The following is a 20,616-nucleotide window of genomic DNA, read 5'->3' as shown; positions in this document are numbered from 1 at the left end:
TGTAGGTTGGCCCTCGTTGTCATTCTTGCGGCGGTGTTCGCGGCGGTGCCGCTAGCGCTGGCGCTTCCGGCGCGGAGGTGGCGGGGGCTGGCGCTGGCGGCGGTTCCGGCCGGGGCATTCGGGTGGCTGCTGGTGCTGCTCGACGGCGTGGCGGGTGGCGAGCCGGTGACCTGGTCGGCGCGGTGGGTGCCATCGTTGGGGGTGGAGCTGGCGCTCCGGGCGGATGGGCTGGCGCTGCTGTTCGGGCTGGCGATCACGGGGATCGGGGCGCTGGTGCTGGTGTACGCGGAGGCGTACATGGCGGGGAAGCCAGGGGCGGGTCGGCTGGAGGCGATGCTCTTGGCGTTCATGGGAGCGATGCTCGGGGTGGTGTTCGCGGACGATGCGATCACGTTGTTCTGTGCGTGGGAGCTGACGAGTGTGACATCGTTCCTGCTGATTTCGTTCGAGCAGGAGAAGGCGAAGGCGCGGAAGGCGGCGGTCCAGGCGCTCTTGGTGACGGGGGCGGGGGGGCTTGCGTTGCTGGCTGGCTTGGTGGTGCTGGGGCAGGTTGCGGGGACGTATCGGATTTCGGAGATGTCGGCTGAGGCCATCGGGCGGAGCTCGCTGGCGCATGGAGCGCTGGTGCTGGTGCTGGTGGGGGCGTTCACGAAATCGGCGCAGGTGCCGTTCCACTTCTGGTTGCCGGGGGCGATGGCCGCGCCGACGCCGGTGAGCGCCTACCTCCATTCGGCGACGATGGTGAAGGCGGGGGTGTATTTGTTGGCGCGGCTCCACCCGGTGCTGGGTGACCTGGACGGCTGGCGACCGGCTTTGACCGTGGTAGGGGCGGTGACGCTGGTGGTGGGGGCTTTCGTGGCGATCCACGAGCGGGACGTGAAGCGCGTGCTGGCGTACACGACGGTGGGTGCGCTCGGGCTGCTGGTGATGCTGCTGGGGCTGGGTACGCCGCTGGCGATCAAGGCCGCGATGGTGTTCACGGTGGGGCATGCGCTCTACAAGGGGGCGCTGTTCATGGCGGCGGGGACGGTGGACCATGGGACGGGGACGCGGCTGTTGGACGAGCTCGGGGGGCTGCGGAGGGCGATGCCGTGGACGTTCGTGGCGGTGATCGCGGGATGTGTGGGGCTGGCGGGATTCGGGCCGGTGCTTTCGTTCATCGGGAAGGAGGCGGCGATCGAGGCGGGACTGGAGGAGGCGGGGTGGATGGGGCTGGTGGTGCTGGCGGCGGTGGTGGTCTCGGGGGCGCTCTTCACGGCGGCGGGGGTGGCGTTGTTGCGGCCGTTCGCGGGGCCCCGGCGGGCGGGGCGCGATCCGCACGAGGGAAGCGTCGGGCTGGTGGCGGGCCCGCTGGTGCTCGGGGTGGTGTCGGTGGGGCTGGCGCTCTTTCCGGGGGTGATCGAGGGGCGGTTGATCGCGCCGGCGACGGCGGCGGTTGCGGGCGGGCCGGTGAAGGTTTCGGTGCAATGGTGGCATGGGTTGAACGTGGCGCTCGGTCTGAGCGCGCTCTCGGTGGGGGTGGGCGTTGCGGTCGGCTTTGGGCTGCCGCGGCTGGTGGGGCCGACGGCGAAGGCGATGGGGGCGCGATGGTTCCCTTCGGGGCCGAAGGCCTACGACGCGGTCTATTACGGGGTGCAGCGGCTGGCGCGCTTCCACACGGTGTGGGTTCAGCGCGGCTACCTGCGGGGGTACATCGCGATCGTCCTGGTGACGTTCACGGGGCTGGCGGGGGCGGCGCTGATCCGCTGGGGCGGGCCGATGGAGCGGGCGTGGCTGATGCCGGCTTTTTACGAGGTGCTGATCGCGTTGACGATCGTGGCGGGGGCGACGGCGGCGATCGTGCACATGTCGAGGTTGGCGGCGGTGACGGCGCTGGGGGCGGTGGGGTTCGGGGTGGCGTTGCTGTATGCGCTGTTCGGTGGTCCGGACCTTGCGCTGACGCAGATTCTGGTCGAGACGCTGACGGTGATGCTGTTCGTGTTGGTGTTCTACCGGCTGCCGAAGCTGGTGGAGCGTGGTCCGCTTTCGCGAAGGCTGCGCGATGGGGCGGCGGCGCTCGTGGTGGGGGCGACGATGAGCGTGCTGGTCCTGGCTGCGCTGGGGCGGCAGGAGGGTAAGCCGATCGCGGCGTATTTCGGGGAGACGGCCTATACGGAGGCCTTCGGGCGGAACGTGGTGAACGTGATTCTGGTGGATTTCCGGGCGCTGGATACGCTGGGGGAGATTGTGGTGTTGGGGACGGCGGCGTTCGGGGTGTATGCGCTGATTTCCGTGCGGAGGCGGCCGCGATGAATTCGTCGATTCTGCGTTCGGTGGGGCGGCTGTTGGCTTCGCTGTTGCTGCTGGCTTCGCTCTATCTGCTGTGGCGGGGGCACAATGCGCCTGGGGGCGGGTTCGCCGGGGGGATGATGGCGGCGGCGGCGTTCGTTCTGCTCTCGGTGGCGTATGCGCCGATGGTGGGCTGGCGGGCGGTGCGGGTTTCGCCGTTGGTGCTGATCCCGCTGGGGCTCGGGGTTGCGCTCGGGAGTGGGTTCGTGGGTGTGGTGACGGGGGGCGTCTTGCTGGAGGGGCGCTGGGTGACGGTGGAGGTGGGCGAGACGGTGAAGCTGGGCACGCCGTTGCTGTTCGATGTGGGCGTTTACTTGGTGGTGATCGGGGTGGCGCTGGCGGTGATCGTGCCGCTGATGGGGGAGGAGTAGCGGATGGAGCTGTTGCTGGCGGTGACGGTGGGATGGTTGTACGCCTGCGGGCTGTATCTGCTGCTCCGGCGGACGCTGGCGCAGATGGTGATCGGGCTGGCGTTGCTGACGAACGGGGCGAACGTGCTGATTTTCGTGGCCGCGGGGTTGGTCCGAGGGGAGCCGCCGATCATCGGCGGGGGCGACTCGACGCTGGGGGCTGGGGCAGCGGATCCGGTTCCGCAGGCGCTCATCTTGACGGCCATCGTGATCGGGTTCGCGATCCAGGCGTTCGCGATGGCGTTGGCCTACCGGGTGTATCGCTCGGTGGCGAGCGATGACATCGATGCGCTGACGACGACGGAGCCGCCCCCTCCGCCGGTCCGGGTGATACGGGAGGAGGAGGGGTGAGCCTGCTGGTTGGACTCCCGTTGGCGGTTCCGCTGGTGGCGGCGATTGCGGGGTTGCTGACGCTGCGCTGGCCGCGCTGGCAGGCGCCGATTGCGATCGGGGGGGCGGCGGTGCTTTTGGGGTGTGCGGTGGCGTTGCTGGGGTGGTCGTGGCGAGAGGGGATCCAGGTGTTGGAGGTTGGGGGCTGGCCGGCGCCATTCGGTATCGTGCTGGTTGCGGACATGCTTTCGACGGTGTTGGTGACGGCTGCGGGTGTGGTGGGGCTGGGGGCTGCGGTGTATTCGGCGGGCAATGTGGACGAGGCCCGCGTGCGAGCGGGGTACTACCCGCTGATGCATGTGCTGTTGTTGGGTGTCTGCGGGGCGTTTCTTTCGGGTGATATTTTCAATCTTTATGTTTGGTTCGAGGTCATGTTGATGGCCTCGTTCGTGCTGATGGTGATTGGCGGGGAGCGGCCGCAGTTCGAGGCGGGGATGAAGTATGTGGTGCTGAATCTGATGGGGTCGGTGGCGTTTCTTTCGGGGGTGGGGTTGTTGTACGGGGCGATGGGGACGTTGAACATGGCGCAGCTGGCGGTGGAGGTGGCGGAGGCGGGGGAGGGTGCGCGCTATCTGACGGTGGTGGCGATGCTGTTTTTGGTGGCGTTCGGGTTGAAGGCGGCGGTGTTCCCGCTCTATTCGTGGCTGCCGGCGTCGTACCATACGGCGCCGGCGCCGGTGGCGGCGCTGTTCGCGGGGTTGCTGACGAAGGTGGGGGTGTATGCGCTGCTGCGCGTGTTCACGTTGGTGTTCACGCAGGATGCGGGGTACACGCGGGAGCTGCTGTGGTGGATTTCAGCGGCGACGATGGTGAGTGGGGTGTTGGGGGCTGCGGCGCACCAGGATATGAAGCGGATTCTTTCGTTTCACATCGTGAGCCAGATTGGCTACATGACGATGGGGCTGGCGATCGCTTCGCCATTGGCGCTCGGGGGTGCACTGTTCTATTTGGTGCACAACATCGTTGCGAAGACGAATCTATTCTTCGTGGCGGGTGTGGTGCGGCGGTTGCGGGGGAGCTACGAGCTGGAGTCGCTCGGTGGGCTGGGCCGGGCGCATCCGTGGTTGGCGGTTGCGTTTTTCGTTTCGGCGTTCAGTTTGGCAGGGGTGCCGCCGCTTTCGGGCTTTTTCGCGAAATTCATCATGGTGCGGGCGGCGGTGGAGGAGCGGGAGTACGCTGCGGCGGCGGTGATGCTCGGGGTGGGACTCTTGACGTTGTTCTCGATGGTGAAGATCTGGACGGAGGCGTTCCTGAAACCTTCGCCGGGGGGAGCGGTCGGCGAGGGGTCGGTCGGTGCGGCTGCGTGGCTGCCGGTTGGGGCGTTCGCCGTTCTGGCGGTGGCGATGGGGGTGGGGGCGGAGTGGTGGTGGCGGCCGATGGAGCTGGCGGGGCAGCAGTTGTTCGACCGGAACGGATACATCGAGGCGGTTTTGGGAGGTGCACGATGAAGGGGTTGCTCTGGGTGTTGCTGCTGGCTGCGGCTTGGGCGGCGCTGAACGGGACGATCGGGAGCACGCAGCTGACGGCGGGCATCGCGCTCGGGCTGGGGGTGCTGATCTTCCTCGGCGGGGGAGGGACGGACTATTTGCGGAAGGCGAGGGGGCTGGCGGTGTTCGCTGGGTACTTCGCCTACGAGCTGGTGCGGGCGAATCTGCGGGTGGCGCGGGATGTGCTTTCGCCGCGGCCGCCGATCGCGCCGGGTGTCGTCGGCGTGCCGTTGGACTTGGAGGGTGATGGGAAGATCGCGTTTCTTTCGATGGTGATGACGCTGACGCCGGGTACGCTGGTGCTCGATGTTTCGGAGGACCGGAAGACGCTCTATGTGCATGGGATGTGGGTGGAGGACGCGGAGGCCTTTCGCCGAGAACAGAAGGATGGCTTCGAACGACGGGTGAAGGAGCTGTTGGAATGAGCGGGCTGCTGGCGGGCGATCCGTGGTTGGTGGCGGCGGTGGGGCTGCTCTGTGGTGGGGTGGTGCTCGCTGGGTTCCGGCTGCTGCGGGGGCCGAGCCTGCCGGACCGGGTGGTGGCGCTGGACTTGCTGACGCTTTTGGGGTTGGGGCTGTTGACGGTGTACGCCATCGCGGCGGGGGAAACGGCCTACCTGGATGTGGGCATCGTGCTGACGCTGGTGACGTTCCTGGCGACGACGGCGTTCGCGTACTACATCGAGAAGGGGGCGACCCCCAGGGGGGATGGCGATGACTGACGTGACGGTCGGGTTGTTGGCGGTGGCGGGGGCGGCGCTGATGTTCCTGGCGGGATTGGGCGTGGTGCGGATGCCGGATCTGTTCACGCGGATGCAGGCGACGACCAAGGCGGCGACGCTCGGGGTGGTCTTCGTGCTCGCGGCGGCGGCGATCGAGTTCGGGGAGCTGGCGGTGGTGACGCGCGCGGCGGCGGCAGCGGTGTTCATCGCGATGACGGGCCCGGTCGCGGCGCATCTCCTTGGGCGGGCGGCGTACTTTCTCGGTGTGCCGCTCTGGCGGGGGTCGGTGCGGGATGACCTTCGCGGGCGGTACAACGAGCGTGCGCACGCGCTGGCTTCGCTGGAGGAGGAGCTGGGCCCCGGCCGGCTGGCTCCAGGAAGGGCGAGTCGACCGGTGGTGCTGACGCAGGAACGGCCGAGCGAGGTAGGGGACGGCTCGGGCTAGGGCGATGGTGTGGCGGGCGAGACTTCTCCGGGTCAGATGGGCGGGGTAGGCTCTTGGGAGATGCGTTGGAGACGGTGTACGGGATGAAGACATCGTTCTACGAGGCCGACCCGTTCAGCGGGAGCAAGGGCGAGCACTACTGCACGATCGATTCGGATTATCGGTGGGAGAAGGGCGACGAGGTGTGGATCGAGCGGGGCTCCCGAAAGGTGAAGCTGCGGATTACGTGGGTCCACGTGACGGTGCATGCGGATGGATCGGTGACGCGGGAGCTGCTGGGCCTGAAGCTTTAGCTGTGGTGGGTCAGGGTTCTTCTGGTGGCGGGACGTCGGGGCGCTGGAGCTCGCGCAGGCCTGCCCGATGGAGTGCGGTGAGCATGGCGTAGCGCTCGGGGCCAGTCCGGACCCACTCTTCGGCGGGGGTTCCGGCGAGGGGGCCTTTTGTTTGGGCGGGGATGCCGAGGGCGAGCGTGCCGGCGGGGATTTCGGCACCGGGCGGGACGACGGCGCCGGCTGCGACGAGTGCGCCTTCGCCGACGATGGCTCCGTCGAGGACGATGGCGCCGTTGGCGATGAGGGCTCGGGCGCCGATAGTTGCGCCGTGGACGACGCAGCCGTGGGCGACGGAGACCTCTTCGCCGATGAGGGCGGGGTTGCCGGCGCGGCTGTGGACGACGGCGCCGTCCTGGATGTTGGCGCCGCGGCCGATGACGACGTAGCTGGTATCGCCGCGAACGACGGCGCCGTACCAGATGGATGCGTGGGCGTGGATGGTGACATCGCCGACGACGGTCGCGGTCGGGGCGACGAAGGCGGTGGGATGGATGCGCGGGGTTTTGTCGCCGACGGCGTAGATGGGCACGGACGGGATTCTGCGGCAGGCGGGCGCAAGGGTCGACGTGCCCGGGAGGAGGGAGCCGCCTACAATGCCGGGCGAAGCACGACGGCGCACGGAGGTGGCTCATGGAGATCGACGGTAAGGTGGCAGTGGTGAGCGGGGGCGGTTCGGGGATCGGGCGGGCGACGGTGCTGGAGTTGGTGCGACGGGGCGCTCGGGTGATCGTTGCGGATATCGACGAGGCGGGCGCGAGGGAGACGGTGGACTTGGCCGGGGCGACCGGCGGTGGGGTGGCCATCGCGCGGCGGTGCGACGTGACGCGGACGGAGGACTTGGCAGCGGCGATGGCGTGCGCGTTCGAACATTGGAACGGGCTCGATATCGTGTTCAACAATGCGGGGATCGGGGGTGAGGACCTTTTCGGGGACGACCCGGGGCCCTGGCAACGGATCATCGAGATCAATTTGATCGCGGTGATCGATGCGACGCGGATTGCGGTGCGCGAGATGCGGCGGAGCGGGAAGGGTGGGGTGATCGTGAACACGGCCTCGATGGGGGGGCTGCTGCCGATGCCGGATTCGCCGGTATATGCGGCGTCGAAGGCGGGGGTGGTCAACTTTACGCGGTCGCTGGCGTACTTGGCCGAATCGGATGGCATCCGGGTGAACGCGATCTGTCCTTCGTTCACGGATACGCCGCTGGTGCGGCGGAGCGGGGACGAGCGGGTGGCGGAGGTGGCGAAGCTTGTCGGGGGTATTCTGCAGCCGGAGGATGTGGCCGCCGGGGTGATCGAGTTGATCGAGGACGATTCGCGGGCGGGGGCGATCATGCGGGTGACGGTGCGGGGGGGACGGGATTTTGCCCGAGAGGTCCGGCCGTACTGATGGCGACGTGGGAGACGTTGCTCGTGGAACGGGACGAGGAGCTGCCCGGGCTGGTGACGGTTACCCTGAACCGGCCGGAGAAGCTGAATGCGATCAGCGGCCGGATGCACGCGGAGTTGCAGGCGGTTTGCCGGGAGTTGGCGGAGGATGCGGAGGCGCGGGTGGTGGTGGTGACGGGAGCGGGACGGGCATTCTCGGCGGGGGCCGACCTTGGGGGAAGTCCTTCGGATGCGAATCGGCGACCGCTGGCGACGCTGCAGGCGGAGCGTTCGCCGCTTCGGGAGCGGATTCGGGCGATGCAGGGGAACCGAACGGCGGCGGCGCTGGAGGGGCTGCCGCAGGTGACGATCGGCGCGGTGAACGGGCTGGCCATCGGCGGTGCGGTGGTGTTGTTGGCGTGCTTGGATTTGCGGGTCGCGGCAGCGACGGCGTGGTTTTCGATCCCCGAGGTGGACCTGGAGATTCCGCTGACGTGGAATGCGTTGCCGCGGCTCATGCGGGAGCTGGGCCCTGCGCGGACGCGGGAGCTGGTGATGACGTGCGAACGGTTCACGGCGGAGCAGGCGGCGGCGTGGGGCTTCGTGAATCGGCTCGCTCCGGAGGGCGGCGCGCTGACGGCGGCTCGTGAGCTCGCTCGCCAGTTGCTTTCGAAGGACCCGATGGCGCTGGCGGTAACGAAGAGCACCTGCGCGGCGTTGGCGGAGGCGATGGTGCCCGCACACGTGACGCATAGCGATCCTGATTACCTCGTGCTCGCACGGCTGCTCGCGCAGGAGCGGGGCGGGCGTTCGACAGGGAGCTGAGGCGCGGGGGAGAATGGCGGGGGTGCTGCACGATCCCTACGCCCCCGACGCTGCGTTCTACGACGCGATGCACGATGCGTTCCGGGACGATATCGACCTGTGGGTCGCGTTCGCGGGGCGGACAGACCGGCCGGTGTTGGAGGTGGGCTGTGGGAGCGGGCGTATCGCGGTCGAGCTCGCTTTGCGCGGCCACGCGGTGACGGGCATCGATCCTTCGCCGGCGATGCTCGAACGGGCGCGGCGCCGGGCGGAGGAGCGTGGGGTGGAGGTGCGATTTCTCGAGGGACGGGTTCTGGACCTGGAGCTGGAGCGCGGTCGATACGGGTTCATCGTGGTACCGCTGGATGTGTTTTGCTACTGCCGGGATGGTGAGGAGCAGCGCGGGACGCTGGCACGGCTGGCGGAGGCGCTCACGTTCGACGGGACGTTGGCTCTGGATTTGCCGGGTCCGGGGCAATGGCTCGACCCGGCGACGAACGGGCAGCCGCTCTTGGTGTTCTCGGGCGAGACGGAGGATGGTGAGCCGTTCGAGTGTTGGCACGTGCACGAGGACGATCTGGCGGAACAGGTGCGAACGCTGCGCGTGAGTTACGAGACGTTGGGCGACGATGGGTCGGTGCGCCGGAGGGTGGCGGTCCACCGGTTGCGGTACGTGGGGCGGTGGGAGATGGAGTATTTGCTGGAGGCGGCCGGCCTGGAGCTGGAGGAGCTGTTCGGGGATTATGACCTTTCGCCGCTGGATGGCGGGAGCGACCGGATGCTGGTGATTGCGCGGAGGCGTTCGCGATGAAGGTGCCGAGGATTGTGCTGGATGCGATGGGCGGGGACAACGCGCCAGGGGAGCCGGTAGCCGGGGCGCTGATGGCGGCGGGCGTGCTGGGGGTGGAGCTGATTCTGGTGGGGCGCCAGGACGCGATCGAATCGGAGCTCAGGGGAACGGCGACGATTCGGGATGTGCGGATAGTGGATACGCCAGATGTCATCGGGATGGATGAGCACGCGACGGATGCGGTGCGGGCGAAGCGGAAGAGTTCGATCGTTGTCGGTTTGGAGATGCTGAAGCGGGGGGAAGCGGACGCTTTCGTGACGGCGGGGAACACGGGGGCGACGATGGCGGCGGCGTTGTTGACGTTGGGCCGGGTGAAGGGTATCGGGCGCCCGGCGCTGGCGACGATTTTCCCTGCGGCGGAGGGCAGACTGACGATGCTGCTCGACGTCGGTGCGAACGCGGATTGTCGGCCGATTCACCTGTACCAGTTCGCGCACATGGGCGCGGCGTACATGGAGCGGATGTTCGGGGTGAATCGGCCTCGGGTTGCGCTGCTCTCGATTGGCGAGGAGGAGACGAAGGGGAATCAGCTGACGCTGGAGGTCCACCAGATGCTGCGGGGGAGCCGGCTGAACTTCGTCGGCAACGTGGAGGGGAAGGACCTGCCGCGGGGCTTGGCGGACGTGGTGGTGATGGACGGTTTTACGGGGAATGTGGTGTTGAAGACGGCGGAGGGCATCGCGGAGCTGCTCTTCGGCGAGTTGCGGAAGGCGGTGGAGCTGACGCCGTGGAACAAGGCGGCTGGGCTGATTTTGATGTCGGAGTTGCGGAAGGTGAAGCGGCAGCTGGACTACGCGGAATATGGTGGTGCGCAGCTGGTGGGGGTGGATGGGATCGTGGTGATCGGGCACGGCCGGTCGAATGCGAGGGCGATCTTCAATGCGTTGAAGGCGGCTCGGGATGCAGTGCAGAACGGGGTGTTGGAGAAGGTGCGGGCCGTGGGGAAAGAGGTACCGGCGCGGGAGAAGGGCGCGGGGGAGGGCGCCGCTGGGGACATTGGGGAGGAATGACGGCGACGCCCTCCCGAGGCCTTACCCCGCCTGGCTGGCAGCCGTTCGGGACGGAGGGCGAGCGGCTGCCTGGCGGCGCGGCCGCACGTACGTGAGCCGAAGCACGAGGGCTCCCACGAGCAAGGAAGAAGTTAGCAGGTAGAGGAGCTGGACCGGAAGTGTTTGCGTATCGGTCCCGATGCGAAACCCATGCCAGAGGGCGGCGCCGTAGGCGACGAACGAAGCGCGGTGGATCCAGCGCCAGGTTGCAATGCCGATGGCGCCACGGAACCAGAAGCTGAAGCTCACGATGGCAAAGAGGTAGAGGGCTATGGTGCCGAGGGCGGTATCGGCGGGTTGGTAGTAGGAGGCGAAGGGGACGAAAAGGTCGACGAGGCCGAAGTGCGTCCAGCCGTCGGGGATGAGGACGAGGGCATGGCCGAGGCCGAGGGCGAGCCCGGCGATGGCGAAGCTTTGGTGAAGGGCGAGGAGGCGGCCGCGGCTGACGATGCCGTCGAACCAGGCGGAGGACATGAGGAGGCCGCCGGCGAGGGAGAGCCAGAGGAAGAGGTAAGCGACGAGCCCGGCGGCGCGGGAGGCGTACCAGGCGCCGTGGCCTTGGGCAGGGGGAAGGAGGTGGCCAAGGGGAGCGGCGACGAACGTGCCGAGGAGGAGGCCGAACGCGATCGATGCCAGGATCATCCACCGGAGCTGCATGTCATGAACCTCGTGAGGCGCGCTGGCGCTCGGCTGGTGCCATATCGCGAAGCTGGTTGGCGGAAGGGGATGAGGGAGCGAGCCCCGCGGGGCGTTCGGGGCCGGAGACGAGGGCAGTGCTCTGGTCGGCCGGAAGGGGGTCGGTGAGGGGGGCTCGCGGGCCAGCGGCGGCGATGATGGCCCAGCCGAGGGCGAAAGTTCCGGCGGCGGTTGCCGCGACGAGGATACGGGTGGCTTTGTAGCGCGAGCGCGATGGGCGGCTAGTCATCGTCGTGCTCTCTTTCGAGCCTTCTCGTTCTTCTCGTGCCATTTCTTCTCGTGCCATTTCTTCTCGTGCCTTTCGTCGTGGTCGTCAGTATTCGTCGTGGTCGTCATGTTCGTCGTGGTCGTCATGTTCGTCGTGGTCGTCGTATTCGTCGTGGTCGTCATGTTCGTCGTGGTCGTCGGAGAACGTGACGGCCTTGGCGACGGCGGGAATGGCGGTGCCGATATCGAGCACGCCTTGGGATGCGGCCATGGCGCCGAGGGCGGCGAAGGACAGCCCGGCAGTGATGCTGGCGGCGACGATGGCAGCGATTCGATTCACGGGTCTCCTCCCCAGTGGTTGCTTTCACCAATGTATATGGGTGGCGGACTGGGGGAGGTGTCACGGGGCGTGCGGATTTTTTTTTCTTCCTTTACAGGACTGGGTCACGACCCTTTGGATTTTTTGGGTGTGCTGGTAGGGGCGGCCTTTGGCGGGCTGGATGGTGCTGGGGCCACGGCGAGGGTCGGCTGGGGAGCGGGTGCTGCTGGTGCCGGTGGAGGTGGGGTCGGGAGGGGAGGGAGCGCGGGTGGTTGGGACGGGGCGGCCGATGTGGGTCGGACGGCAGTCGGAGTCGGAGGAGCGCTCGAGGTGGGGGCGGCCGTGGGGACGGCGTCCGCGGGTTGTGATGGCTGGTCGCCGTCGGTGGCGCTGGGCTGCGTCGATGTGGAGACGGGGACCTGGACGATGTAATACACCGGCTGTCGCTGGATGACGATCACCTGCTGGGGGGCGGTTTCGGACGGCGGGGTGGCGGGATCCGTGGTGGCGGGACCGGGCGCTGCAGCGGATGCAAGGGTGGAGGGGTCGATGCTGGCGTCGGTGCTGTCGGTGGTGGTGGCGTCGGTGGTGTCGGCTGGGCGGTGTTCGGCGGCGGCGATGGCGTTCCAGGTGCCGACGAGCATCGTTGCCGCGGAGACCCCGACTCCGAGGCGAGCGAAGAGGAAGCGGACACCGGGGGTTTGTTTCGTCATTTCGTTGCGTCACCTTGGTTCTTCAGTCGTCGTGGTCGCGGTCGTCGTCGTGCTCCGTGCGGGCATCGCGAGGTGCGGTCCCGCCGCGATCGTCGGTGGGGAGGGCGGCTGCGGCGGCAGGGGATGGGGTGGGAGTGGGTGGTGCGGGCGTCGGGGATGGGGCTTGGGTGGGGGATGGAGCGGGCGATGGGGATGGTTCTGGGCTGGGGCTGGTGGTGGTTGCGGGTGCAGGCCTGGGCGCGTCGGGGGCGGCCGGGGCGGTTGCTCGGTCGCTGCCAGGGTCGGCGGTTTGCAGCTGCTGGTAGATGTAGATGGGCTCCTGGTCTTGGTAGATGACGAGGGGGGTCGGGCGAGCGGCGGAGGGAGCTGGGGGCACTGTCTGGGCAGCGAGCTCGAAGGCGGGCGCGGCCTCCTGGGCGGGGGCGGGGTGACTGGGGCTGCCGAATAACCCTTGGGAAAGGGCAGTGGCGGCGACCGCGGCGGCGGAGATGCCCGACGTGAGGGCCGCAACGGTAAGTGAGGCGAGTCGATTCACGGTGACCTCCGATGGCGGGGTTTCACGCGGTACATCGGAGGAGGGACGGGAAAGGTGTCAGATGGGCCAGCCGGGGCCGATGTGGACGCCACCGCGGGCATCGATGGCGAAGGTGGGAATATGGAGCGTCGCGGCGAGGTCGAGGGTTTCGGGCCCTCCGATGAGGACGGCTTTTGCCCAGATTTCGGCTTCGCGGCAGGTGGGGGCGATGGCCGAGACCTGGACGTAGGGAGAATCGGCGGGCAGGCCGGTGCGGGGGTCGATGAGGTGGTGGGCGATGCGGCCGTCGCTGGTTCGCCAGCGGCGGCGAAGGGTGGTGGAGGTGGCGAGGGCGTGGGCGATGGTGCCTTCCCAGGCGGTATCGCCGGACGGGTGTTCGATGGAGAGACGCCAGCCGGCGAGGCCTGGAGTTTCTTCGCCGAGGCAGCGGATATCGCCGCCGGCGTTGACCATGGCGGGCGCGCGGCAGGCGGTCGCGAGGTGTTCGGCGGCGAGGTCGGCGGTCCAGCCCTTGACGATGCCACCGAGGTCGAGCTGACCTTCGCGCAAGCGCCACCCGTTCGGGGTGTGTTCGATGGCGGAGCGAGGGTCGGGTGGGGGGAGCGGGCGAGGGGCGCCGCTGGTGATTTGGCGGAAGGTTCGGTCGTAGCCGGCGGCGGCGAGTGCGGGGAGGACGAGCGGATTGAAGAGGCCGTCGGTGGCGGCCCATGCTTGGAGGGTGAGCGGGATGACCGCATCGAGCCACGGGTCGGCGATGGTTTCGCCGCGATTGAGGCGGGAGACGAGGCTGTGTTCGAGGAAGCGGGAGAAGCGCGCTTCTTGCTGTTGGAAGAGGAGTCGGGCCTCGAGGAATGGGAGGAGGGGCCTGTCGCTGGCGACGACGATGAGGTCGACGTCGGTATCCATGGCGCGGAAGGATTCGTGTTGTTCCACGTTTTTGCCCTTGGGGTTGGAGCGTAGGACGATCGGGATTATGGATACGAGAACCATTCCGCCGCACGACCGTCCGTATTTCATTGTCAATCCGGCTTCGGGGGGCGGGCGAACGCGGCACCGGATCGGGACGCTGATCGACGCGATCGAGCGGGCAGGCTTGGAGCCCGACTGCGCTTTTACGACGCGGCCAGGGGAGGGAACGGAGCTCGCTCGGGAGGCGATCGGCGCTGGGCGGACGTTCCTGGTGGCGTGCGGCGGCGATGGCACGGTGAACGAGGTGGTGAACGGGGTGATGGCGGAGGGTGCGGCGGAGCGGGTGAAGGTCGGGACGATCGGGATGGGCACGGGGAAGGATATTGCGAAGTGCCTGGGTATCGGGCGTGGGGCGCGGGCGCTGCGGGCGATCGTGAGCGGCGAGGAGCGGCGCATCGATGTTGGCCGGGTGACGGCGGTGGGGCCGGACGGCAACGAGGTGGTGCGGTATTTCGTGCTGGAGGCGTCGGCGGGGTGGGTACCGGAGATTTCGCAATCGACGCCGCGCTGGCTGAAACGGCTGGGCGATACGGCGCCCTACGTGGTGATGACGGTGGTGAAGATGCTGGGTCCGATGGGGCGGAGCTTCACGGTGCGGGTGGATGGGCAGGAGTTCGACGGACGGTACAACACGATCAGTGTGCACAATATGGAGCTCTGGGGTGGCGACCTGGTGGCGGCGCCGGGGGCGGCGCCGGACGATGGCCTGTTCGATGTGATTCGCTGGGGGGATCTTGGGCGGCGGGAGGTGTTGCGGGCGGTCGATGGGCAGAGGAAGGGGGGCACGCACCTGGGGATGGAGGGGCTGGACCGGCACCCGGCGCGGGTAATCGAGCTTTCTTCTCCGAAGGCGACGCGGCTGGACCTGGACGGGGAGATGGGCGGCTACCTGCCGGCCCGGATCGAGCTGGTGCCAGGGGTGCTTCGGTTCGTGGCGCCGGTGACGGGCGAGGCAGCGGCCAGGTAGCACCCGGCAACCGAGGGGCCTACACTGGCAAGGAAAGTTCGTGGTCAACGAAAGGGCCCCTCGATGCGTGAAGTTGTGATTGTCGATGCGGTTCGGACGCCGCTCGGGCGCCGCGGTGGCGTGCTGAGCCAGAATCATCCGGTGGAGACGTCGGCGCTGCTGTTGAAGGCGCTGGCGGAGCGGAACCATCTGGACCCGGAGGTGGTGGACGATGTGATCTACGGGTGTGTTTCGGAGGTGGGTGCGCAATCGACGAATATGGCGCGGAACATCGTGTTGACGGCGCGGTGGCCGTACACGATTCCGGGGGTGACGCTGGATCGGCAGTGCAGCTCGGGCCAACAGGCGGTGCATTTTGCGGCGAATCAGATCGCGGCGGGCGTGCACGATGTGGTGGTCGCGGGGGGCACGGAGTGGATGTCGCAGATTCCGCTGGGGGCGAACATCGGCCAGGGGCTTGGGTTCCCGTTCACGAATGCGATGCGCGAGCAGTACGACTTGAGCAGTCAGGGGATCGCTGCGGAGCGGATCGCTGAGAAGTGGGGGATCACCCGGGAGGAGGCGGACGAGTTCGCGGTGGAGAGCCAGGCGAAGGCTGCGCGGGCGCAAGCGGAGGGGCGCTTCAAAAGGGAGATGGTGCCCGTGCCGGGCAAGAAGAAGGTGAAGAAGGCGGACGGGACGGAGGAGTGGGAGGATGCGATCATCGATTTCGACGAGGGCATCCGGCCGGGGACGACGGTGGAGGTGCTCGCCAATTTGAAGCCGAGCTTCAAGGAGAACGGTGTCCATCACGCGGGGAATTCGAGCCAGATTACGGATGGCTCGGCGGCGGTGTTGCTGACGCACCCGGAGAAGGCGAAGGAGATGGGCTGGAAGCCGCGGGCGCGGATCGTTTCGCAGGCGGTGGTCGGTTCGGATCCGGAGCTGATGCTGACGGGGCCGATCACGGCGACGCCGCTGGCGTTGCAGCGTGCGGGGCTGACGATGCGGGATATCGACCTGTTCGAGATCAACGAGGCGTTCGCGAGCGTGGTGCTGGCGTGGAAGCGGGAGCTGAACCCGGACATGGGGAAGGTGAACGTGAACGGTGGGGCGATTGCGCTTGGCCATCCGACGGGGTGTACGGGTGCGCGGCTGTTCGCGACGTTGGTGAACGAGTTGGAGCGGACGGGCGGCCGGTACGGGCTGATCACGATGTGCGTCGGGGGCGGGATCGGCACGGCGACGGTGGTGGAGCGGCTCGACTAGGCGGCCGGGCGTGGGCAATGGTGGACGAAGGGGCGTCCGACGGACGCCCCTTCTGTGTGGTTGCCGGTAGCGAGGCGGTTCAGCGGGAGAGGGCGGGCTCGGGCTGGAGGATGAAGCCTTCGTAGCCGTTCGCTGCGACCTCGGCGCATTTCTGGGCGTAGGTGCCTACGCCGCCGATGTACGGCATGAAGACGCGTGGCTTGCCGGGGACGTTGGCGCCGATATACCAGGAGTTGGCGCGGGGGTAGAGGGTGAGGTTGGCGACCTGGTTGACGTGGTCGACCCAGGCTTCTTCGGCTTCCGGGGATGGTTCGATGGTGGCGAGGTCGCGTTCGCGGAGGTATTCGAGGCAATCGGTGATCCAATCGACGTGCTGCTCGATGGAGACGATCATGTTGGAGAGGACGGAGGGGCTTCCGGGGCCGGTGATGGTGAACAGGTTGGGGAAGCCGGCGATTTGGATGCCGAGGTAGGTGCGGGGGCCGGCTTCCCACTTTTGGCGGAGTTGGAGGCCGCCGCGGCCGCGGATGTCGATGCGGAGGAGGGCGCCGGTCATGGCATCGAAGCCGGTGGCGAAGACGATGGTGTCGAATTCGTACTCTGTGCCGTCGGCGAGGCGAAGGCCTTTCGTGGTGAGTTCGGCGATGGGATTGTCGCGGATGGAGACAAGGGTGACGTTGGGCCGATTGAAGGTTTCGAAGTAGGCGATATCGACGCAGAGGCGTTTGGTGCCGAAGGGGTAGTCGCGCGGGCAGAGGAGTTCGGCGGTTTCGGGGTCGTGGACGATTTCGCGGATTTTTTGGCGGACGAATTCGGCGGCGGTTTCGTTGGCGTCGGGGTTGATGGCGAGGTCGTTGAAGGCGCCGCCGATGGCGAATCCGCCGATTGCCCAGCGGCGTTCGTATTCGCGGCGGCGCTCTTCTTCGGAGACGGCGAGGGCAGAGATGTCGTTGAGGGGGAGGCCGACGATGCCGGCCGAGGTGGTGCGTGCCTCGGCACGGAGCTCGGCGATGCGTTCGGCTGCTGCCCGCCACTCGTCTTCGTCGAGGGGGTAGTTTTGGGCGGGGACGGAGAAGTTGGGGGTGCGTTGGAAGACGGTGAGGTGGGCGGCTTGGCGGGCGATGATGGGGATCGACTGGATGGCCGAGGAGCCGGTGCCGATGACGGCGACGCGCTTGCCGGTGAAGTCGACGCCTTCGTGCGGCCAGGCGCCGGTGTGGTACCACTCGCCTTGGAAGTTTTCGATGCCGGCGACTTCGGGCGTTTTGGGGACGGAGAGGCAGCCGGTGGCCATGACGAGGTAGCGGCAGGTGTAGGTGTCGCCGTGGTCGGTGGTGACGGTCCAGCGGGCGGCGGTGTCGTCGTAGTGGGCGGCGGTGACGCGGGTGGAGAACTGGATGTCGCGGCGGAGGTCGTAGCGGTCGGCGACGTATTCGATGTAGCGGAGGATTTCGGGCTGGGTGGCGTAGCGTTCGCTCCAGCGCCATTCGCGGGCGAGTTCGGGGTCGAAGGCGTATTGGTACTGGACGGATTCGATATCGCAGCGGGCACCGGGGTAGCGGTTCCAGTACCAGGTGCCACCGACGTTGTCGCCGGCTTCGATGACGCGGGCGGAGAAGCCGGCCCGACGGAGGCGGAGGAGCTGGTAGAGGCCGGCGAAGCCGGCGCCGACGATGATGGCGTCGAAGGTTCGGGGTGGGTTCGAGGTCACGATAGGGGCTCCTTCGAGGGGTGGTGGGATTCTGGCACTGGTGTCGAAGCCCTGTCCACGGGTGCAGCTGATGGGGAGGTTTGCGAGGATTTGGGGTATGGGCACGAGGCCGGCGGGGCAGGTGACGCGGGGCAAGACGGCGCCGAACCGCCTGCGGCTGGTGGATACGTATCTGGCCGTGGCCCATGCGGATGTGGTGCGAGGGCTGGCGGGGCCGGTGGTGGATCTCGGATTCGGCGATGTGCCGGTGACGACGATCGAGCTGTTGCAGCGGTTGCGGCGGTTGAACGGGCGAGCGGAGGTGGTGGGGGTGGAGATCGACCCTGAGCGGGCGGAGCGGGCGCAAGGGTACGTGCGCGCGGGGTTGCGGTTCGTGCGTGGTGGGTTCGAGCTGCCGCTGGCGCCAGGGGAGCGGGCGGGGCTGGTTCGGGCTTTCAATGTGCTCCGGCAATATCCGGTGGATGGGGTGCGCGCGGCGCTCGAGATTGCGGCTCGGCGGATGGCTCCGGGTGCTTTGTTGATCGAGGGGACGTGCGATGTGTGGGGTCGGCTGGCGTGCTGGTGGATTTGGGAGCGGACATCGGCGTCGCTGGTGCCGCCGGGTCGGTGGGAGGCGCCGCCGTTGGTGCGGCGACGGCTGGTTTTCGGGGCGCGGCTGCGGGCGCTGGCGGTGGAGGGCCCGCGGGCGTTCCAGCCTTTTCTTCCGCGGGAGCTGATCCATCACGTGGAGCCTGGGGGGATGCTGGATGGGTTTTTCGGGGCGTGGGAGCGGGCATGGCTGGCGGCCGCGGGCCGTCCGCTGCGGGAGCGCTGGCGGGCGTCGGTGCTGGCGGCAGGGGAGGTGGTCGGGGTGGATCGGCGGCGGACGTTGATCGACCGCGGGCTGGCGGCGTTTGCCTGCGATGGGGGTTTGCTCGCGGAGGTGGTGGGGGCTGGTCAGTCGACGCCGCCCGGGTCGCCGGGGCGGAGCGGGTCGGTGAACTGACGGCCGATGTCGGTGAGGTCGCCGGAGAGGTCGTCGCCGGCGGGCCGGATACCGTCGCGGACCCAGCGGACGAGGTCCTGGAAGGCGGTGATGAGCTCTTGTTGGGAGAATTTGCAGTGGCCTGCGGCGCGGATAGCCCGTTGGACGAGGAGGTCGGACTTTCCGGCGGCGCGTGCTTTTGCGAGGTAGGACTGTTCGAGGGAGATGGGAACGAAGAGGTCGCCGGTATTGTGGAGGGTGAGGAGAGGGGCGGAGAGGTTGCCGGTGGTGGGAACGGCGTCGGGGTGAGCGGCTGGGTTGCGGGCTTGGGGGTCGGGAGGGAAGCGGCGGACGCGGGTGTTCAGCTCTTGGGCGGTGATTCCGAAGTCGGGGTCGATGGCGTAGGTATGGGCTTCGTTGGTGGCGGCCCGGGTGACGAGGAGTTTGCGTTCGGGGTCGACCATGGCGAGGCCGAAGTTGACGAGGTACTGTTCGGCGAAGCCTTCGGCGAAGAAGGGGCGTGGCCCGCCGGTGAGGTATTTGATTGCGGAGGCGAAGGCGCGGCCTGCCTGGGTGGGGGTTTGGGGGGTGCCGAGGAGGACGGGGAGGCGGGTGAGGAAGATGGCGGCGAGGTCGGCTCCGGGCTGGCCGATGGGGAAGGTGATGCCGGAGAAGTATTCGGCGAGGGCGACCCACGAGACGAGATAGTCGATCTGTTCGATGCCGCCGAGGGCGCCGCAGAGGGAGAGGGCGCCGTCGTATTCGCCGGGGTGGTTTTCGAGGGCGAGGGCGACGACGTTGCCGCCCATGGAAGCACCGACGAGGTAGGTGCGCTTGGGTTTGCCGAATTGGTCGGCGAAGTGGTGTGCGAGGGCGAGGGTGTCGTCGGCGCCGATGCCGGGGACGTAGCCGTTTTCGGAGTAGGAGCTGGCGGCCCAGGCGAAGCCGTTGGCGACGAGGTATTCGCGGAGGGGGCGCGGGGGATTTTCGACGGCGACTTGGGTGCCGAAGCCGGCGAATCCGTGGGCGTAGAGGACGAGTTCGCCGTTCCAGTTTTCGGGGATTTCGATGCGGTAGGCGGCGCGGTCGAGGATGCCGTAGCTGGCGCGGGCGCCGGCGACGGGTTCGAAGGCGGGGTCGGCGGCTGTGGTAGCGATGCCGGCGCTGGTGCCGAGGGGGCGGTAGGTGGTTGGCGCGGCGGTGGTGGGGGTGGAGGAGGGCGCAGCGCCTGTCGTGGTGCCAGGCGTGGGGCTGGTTGCGCCGGGCGCGGGCGGGCTATCGGCTGGTGAGGAGCAGGCGACGATGGCGGCGACGAGGAGGGCGGGGAGGAGGAGGCGGAGGGGGCGTGGCATGGGGGCAGGATACCGCTCGGGTGAGCGGTGAGGGCAAGGCTGTGGAAAGGGAAGGGGTGAAGCTAGGCGGGGCGGTAGTGGAAGGCGGGGTGTTGGAGGTACTGGCGGAGGCTCATGCCGTTCTGGTCGCGCTGGGAGAGGACCGGGGCTTGGATGGGCCAGTCGACGCCGATATCCGGGTCGTTCCAGGCGATGGTGCCTTCGGAGGGGGGTGTGTAGAGGCCGGTGCATTTGTATTGGACTTCGGCGGCGTCGGTGAGGGTGAGGAAGGCGTGGCCGAAGCCTTCGGGGACCCAGAGCTGACGCATGTTTTCGGCGGTGAGTTCGATGGCGAAGTAGCGACCGAAGGTGGGGGAGCCGACGCGGAGGTCGACGGCGACATCGAGGATGGCGCCGTAGGTGCAGCGTACGAGCTTGCCCATGGGGGCAGTCATATCTTGGTAGTGGAAGCCGCGGAGGACGGCCTTGCCGGAGCGGGAGTGGTTGTCCTGGACGAAGTTGGTGGGGAGGCCGTGTTGGCGGAAGCGCTCCTGGTGGTAGACCTCGATGAAGAAGCCGCGTTCGTCACGGAAGAAGTCGGTATCGATGACGAGGACGCCTTCGAGGGGGGTGGTTGAGACGTGGATGTCCACGGGTTACTCCTCGAATGGTTCGAAGATGAGGGTGGAGGCCTGGTAGGCGGGCCGAATTTGTTCGAGCAGCTGCATCCAGGCGATGTTGTAGTACTTGGGGTGGCCGAGCTGTTCGACGGG

The 20,616-nt window shown here is 68.0% G+C and carries 25 protein-coding genes; 15 read left to right on the top strand and 10 right to left on the bottom strand.

The genetic code is table 11. The features are described from left to right. From mbhE to VAE53_RS01430, 8 genes are all read left to right on the top strand, one after another. Positions 1–2,292: hydrogen gas-evolving membrane-bound hydrogenase subunit E (gene mbhE, locus VAE53_RS01465; protein ID WP_322817582.1), on the top strand; the 2,292-nt coding region annotated here is incomplete at its 5' end. After that, positions 2,289–2,699 carry an MnhB domain-containing protein gene (locus tag VAE53_RS01460; RefSeq protein ID WP_322817581.1) on the top strand — a complete coding sequence of 137 codons (411 nt, stop codon included), beginning with the start codon at positions 2,289–2,291 and terminating at the stop codon, positions 2,697–2,699. The genes mbhE and VAE53_RS01460, both read left to right, overlap by 4 nt. Before the next feature lie 3 nt (positions 2,700–2,702). Then, entirely contained in the window at positions 2,703–3,089 is a 387-nt protein-coding gene (locus VAE53_RS01455; protein ID WP_322817580.1) for an NADH-quinone oxidoreductase subunit K, read from the top strand. Beyond that, positions 3,086–4,576, top strand: a complete 1,491-nt coding sequence (locus VAE53_RS01450) for a proton-conducting transporter membrane subunit (protein ID WP_322817579.1) — start codon at positions 3,086–3,088, stop codon at positions 4,574–4,576. The genes VAE53_RS01455 and VAE53_RS01450 overlap by 4 nt, the downstream gene beginning before the upstream one ends. Beyond that, on the top strand, positions 4,573–5,040 hold the full coding sequence (locus tag VAE53_RS01445) for a Na+/H+ antiporter subunit E (RefSeq protein WP_322817578.1): 468 nt from the start codon (positions 4,573–4,575) through the stop codon (positions 5,038–5,040). Before VAE53_RS01450 ends, VAE53_RS01445 begins: the two co-directional genes overlap by 4 nt. Beyond that, positions 5,037–5,336, top strand: coding sequence for a monovalent cation/H+ antiporter complex subunit F (locus VAE53_RS01440; RefSeq protein WP_322817577.1), 300 nt, complete (start codon positions 5,037–5,039; stop codon positions 5,334–5,336). Before VAE53_RS01445 ends, VAE53_RS01440 begins: the two co-directional genes overlap by 4 nt. Beyond that, complete coding sequence (mnhG, locus tag VAE53_RS01435; RefSeq protein ID WP_322817576.1) at positions 5,329–5,781, top strand: monovalent cation/H(+) antiporter subunit G; 453 nt, start codon at positions 5,329–5,331, stop codon at positions 5,779–5,781. The genes VAE53_RS01440 and mnhG overlap by 8 nt, the downstream gene beginning before the upstream one ends. Positions 5,782–5,834: 53 nt before the next feature. Continuing rightward, positions 5,835–6,074 (top strand): hypothetical protein, encoded by a 240-nt coding sequence (locus tag VAE53_RS01430; protein ID WP_322817575.1) that lies wholly within the window; start codon positions 5,835–5,837, stop codon positions 6,072–6,074. A 10-nt stretch (positions 6,075–6,084) separates the two neighbouring features. On the opposite strand, the gene VAE53_RS01425 is transcribed toward VAE53_RS01430, so the two are convergent. After that, a complete protein-coding gene (locus VAE53_RS01425; protein WP_322817574.1) occupies positions 6,085–6,642 on the bottom strand; it encodes a gamma carbonic anhydrase family protein in 558 nt (185 codons plus the stop codon). A 101-nt stretch (positions 6,643–6,743) separates the two neighbouring features. Between VAE53_RS01425 and VAE53_RS01420 the strand changes: the two genes are divergently transcribed. Genes VAE53_RS01420 through plsX form a run of 4 tightly spaced genes read left to right on the top strand, consistent with a single transcriptional unit; the run spans position 6,744 to position 10,144 of the window. After that, complete coding sequence (locus VAE53_RS01420) at positions 6,744–7,502, top strand: SDR family NAD(P)-dependent oxidoreductase (protein ID WP_322817573.1); 759 nt, start codon at positions 6,744–6,746, stop codon at positions 7,500–7,502. Positions 7,503–7,525: 23 nt separating this feature from the next. After that, entirely contained in the window at positions 7,526–8,305 is a 780-nt protein-coding gene (locus tag VAE53_RS01415) for an enoyl-CoA hydratase/isomerase family protein (protein ID WP_322817572.1), read from the top strand. 22 nt (positions 8,306–8,327) lie between these two features. Next, a complete protein-coding gene (locus tag VAE53_RS01410; protein WP_322817571.1) occupies positions 8,328–9,095 on the top strand; it encodes a class I SAM-dependent methyltransferase in 768 nt (255 codons plus the stop codon). Then, positions 9,092–10,144 (top strand): phosphate acyltransferase PlsX, encoded by a 1,053-nt coding sequence (plsX, locus tag VAE53_RS01405; protein ID WP_322817570.1) that lies wholly within the window; start codon positions 9,092–9,094, stop codon positions 10,142–10,144. Before VAE53_RS01410 ends, plsX begins: the two co-directional genes overlap by 4 nt. A gap of 21 nt (positions 10,145–10,165) precedes the next feature. On the opposite strand, the gene VAE53_RS01400 is transcribed toward plsX, so the two are convergent. The 6 genes from VAE53_RS01400 to VAE53_RS01375 all read right to left on the bottom strand — a co-directional run bounded on the left by VAE53_RS01400 (position 10,166) and on the right by VAE53_RS01375 (position 13,559). After that, positions 10,166–10,840, bottom strand: a complete 675-nt coding sequence (locus VAE53_RS01400; protein ID WP_322817569.1) for a hypothetical protein — start codon at positions 10,838–10,840, stop codon at positions 10,166–10,168. Between the two features lies 1 nt (position 10,841). Beyond that, positions 10,842–11,165, bottom strand: a complete 324-nt coding sequence (locus tag VAE53_RS01395) for a hypothetical protein (protein WP_322817568.1) — start codon at positions 11,163–11,165, stop codon at positions 10,842–10,844. A 27-nt stretch (positions 11,166–11,192) separates the two neighbouring features. After that, the gene (locus tag VAE53_RS01390; RefSeq protein WP_322817567.1) at positions 11,193–11,426 is read right to left on the bottom strand and encodes a hypothetical protein; all 234 of its coding nucleotides are present in this window, start codon (positions 11,424–11,426) and stop codon (positions 11,193–11,195) included. A 104-nt stretch (positions 11,427–11,530) separates the two neighbouring features. Then, positions 11,531–12,118, bottom strand: a complete 588-nt coding sequence (locus tag VAE53_RS01385; RefSeq protein ID WP_322817566.1) for a hypothetical protein — start codon at positions 12,116–12,118, stop codon at positions 11,531–11,533. A 22-nt stretch (positions 12,119–12,140) separates the two neighbouring features. After that, positions 12,141–12,653 carry a hypothetical protein gene (locus tag VAE53_RS01380; RefSeq protein WP_322817565.1) on the bottom strand — a complete coding sequence of 171 codons (513 nt, stop codon included), beginning with the start codon at positions 12,651–12,653 and terminating at the stop codon, positions 12,141–12,143. A gap of 57 nt (positions 12,654–12,710) precedes the next feature. Beyond that, entirely contained in the window at positions 12,711–13,559 is an 849-nt protein-coding gene (locus VAE53_RS01375) for an FAD:protein FMN transferase (protein ID WP_322817564.1), read from the bottom strand. Positions 13,560–13,626: 67 nt separating this feature from the next. Here VAE53_RS01375 and VAE53_RS01370 point away from each other — a divergent pair, with 67 nt between their 5' ends. Together VAE53_RS01370 and VAE53_RS01365 are read left to right on the top strand one after the other, a co-directional pair. Next, the gene (locus tag VAE53_RS01370) at positions 13,627–14,589 is read left to right on the top strand and encodes a diacylglycerol kinase family protein (RefSeq protein ID WP_322817563.1); all 963 of its coding nucleotides are present in this window, start codon (positions 13,627–13,629) and stop codon (positions 14,587–14,589) included. Between the two features lie 63 nt (positions 14,590–14,652). Further along, positions 14,653–15,837, top strand: a complete 1,185-nt coding sequence (locus VAE53_RS01365; RefSeq protein ID WP_322817562.1) for a thiolase family protein — start codon at positions 14,653–14,655, stop codon at positions 15,835–15,837. A gap of 79 nt (positions 15,838–15,916) precedes the next feature. Here the strand turns inward: VAE53_RS01365 and VAE53_RS01360 are convergent, their stop codons facing one another. Then, positions 15,917–17,548, bottom strand: coding sequence for an NAD(P)/FAD-dependent oxidoreductase (locus tag VAE53_RS01360; protein ID WP_322817561.1), 1,632 nt, complete (start codon positions 17,546–17,548; stop codon positions 15,917–15,919). 97 nt (positions 17,549–17,645) lie between these two features. Here VAE53_RS01360 and VAE53_RS01355 point away from each other — a divergent pair, with 97 nt between their 5' ends. Continuing rightward, on the top strand, positions 17,646–18,533 hold the full coding sequence (locus VAE53_RS01355; RefSeq protein WP_322817560.1) for a class I SAM-dependent methyltransferase: 888 nt from the start codon (positions 17,646–17,648) through the stop codon (positions 18,531–18,533). Here the strand turns inward: VAE53_RS01355 and VAE53_RS01350 are convergent. Further along, on the bottom strand, positions 18,485–19,864 hold the full coding sequence (locus VAE53_RS01350) for a hypothetical protein (protein ID WP_322817559.1): 1,380 nt from the start codon (positions 19,862–19,864) through the stop codon (positions 18,485–18,487). The genes VAE53_RS01355 and VAE53_RS01350 overlap by 49 nt on opposite strands. 62 nt (positions 19,865–19,926) lie before the next feature. Further along, on the bottom strand, positions 19,927–20,490 hold the full coding sequence (rfbC, locus tag VAE53_RS01345) for a dTDP-4-dehydrorhamnose 3,5-epimerase (RefSeq protein WP_369294011.1): 564 nt from the start codon (positions 20,488–20,490) through the stop codon (positions 19,927–19,929). Between the last annotated feature and the right edge of the window lie 126 nt (positions 20,491–20,616).

This window comes from Tepidiforma sp. (genome assembly GCF_034432735.1).
Lineage (GTDB): Bacteria > Chloroflexota > Dehalococcoidia > Tepidiformales > Tepidiformaceae > Tepidiforma.
The sequence above is the reverse complement of the archived record's forward strand: the minus strand, read 5'-3'. Positions and strand labels throughout refer to the sequence as shown.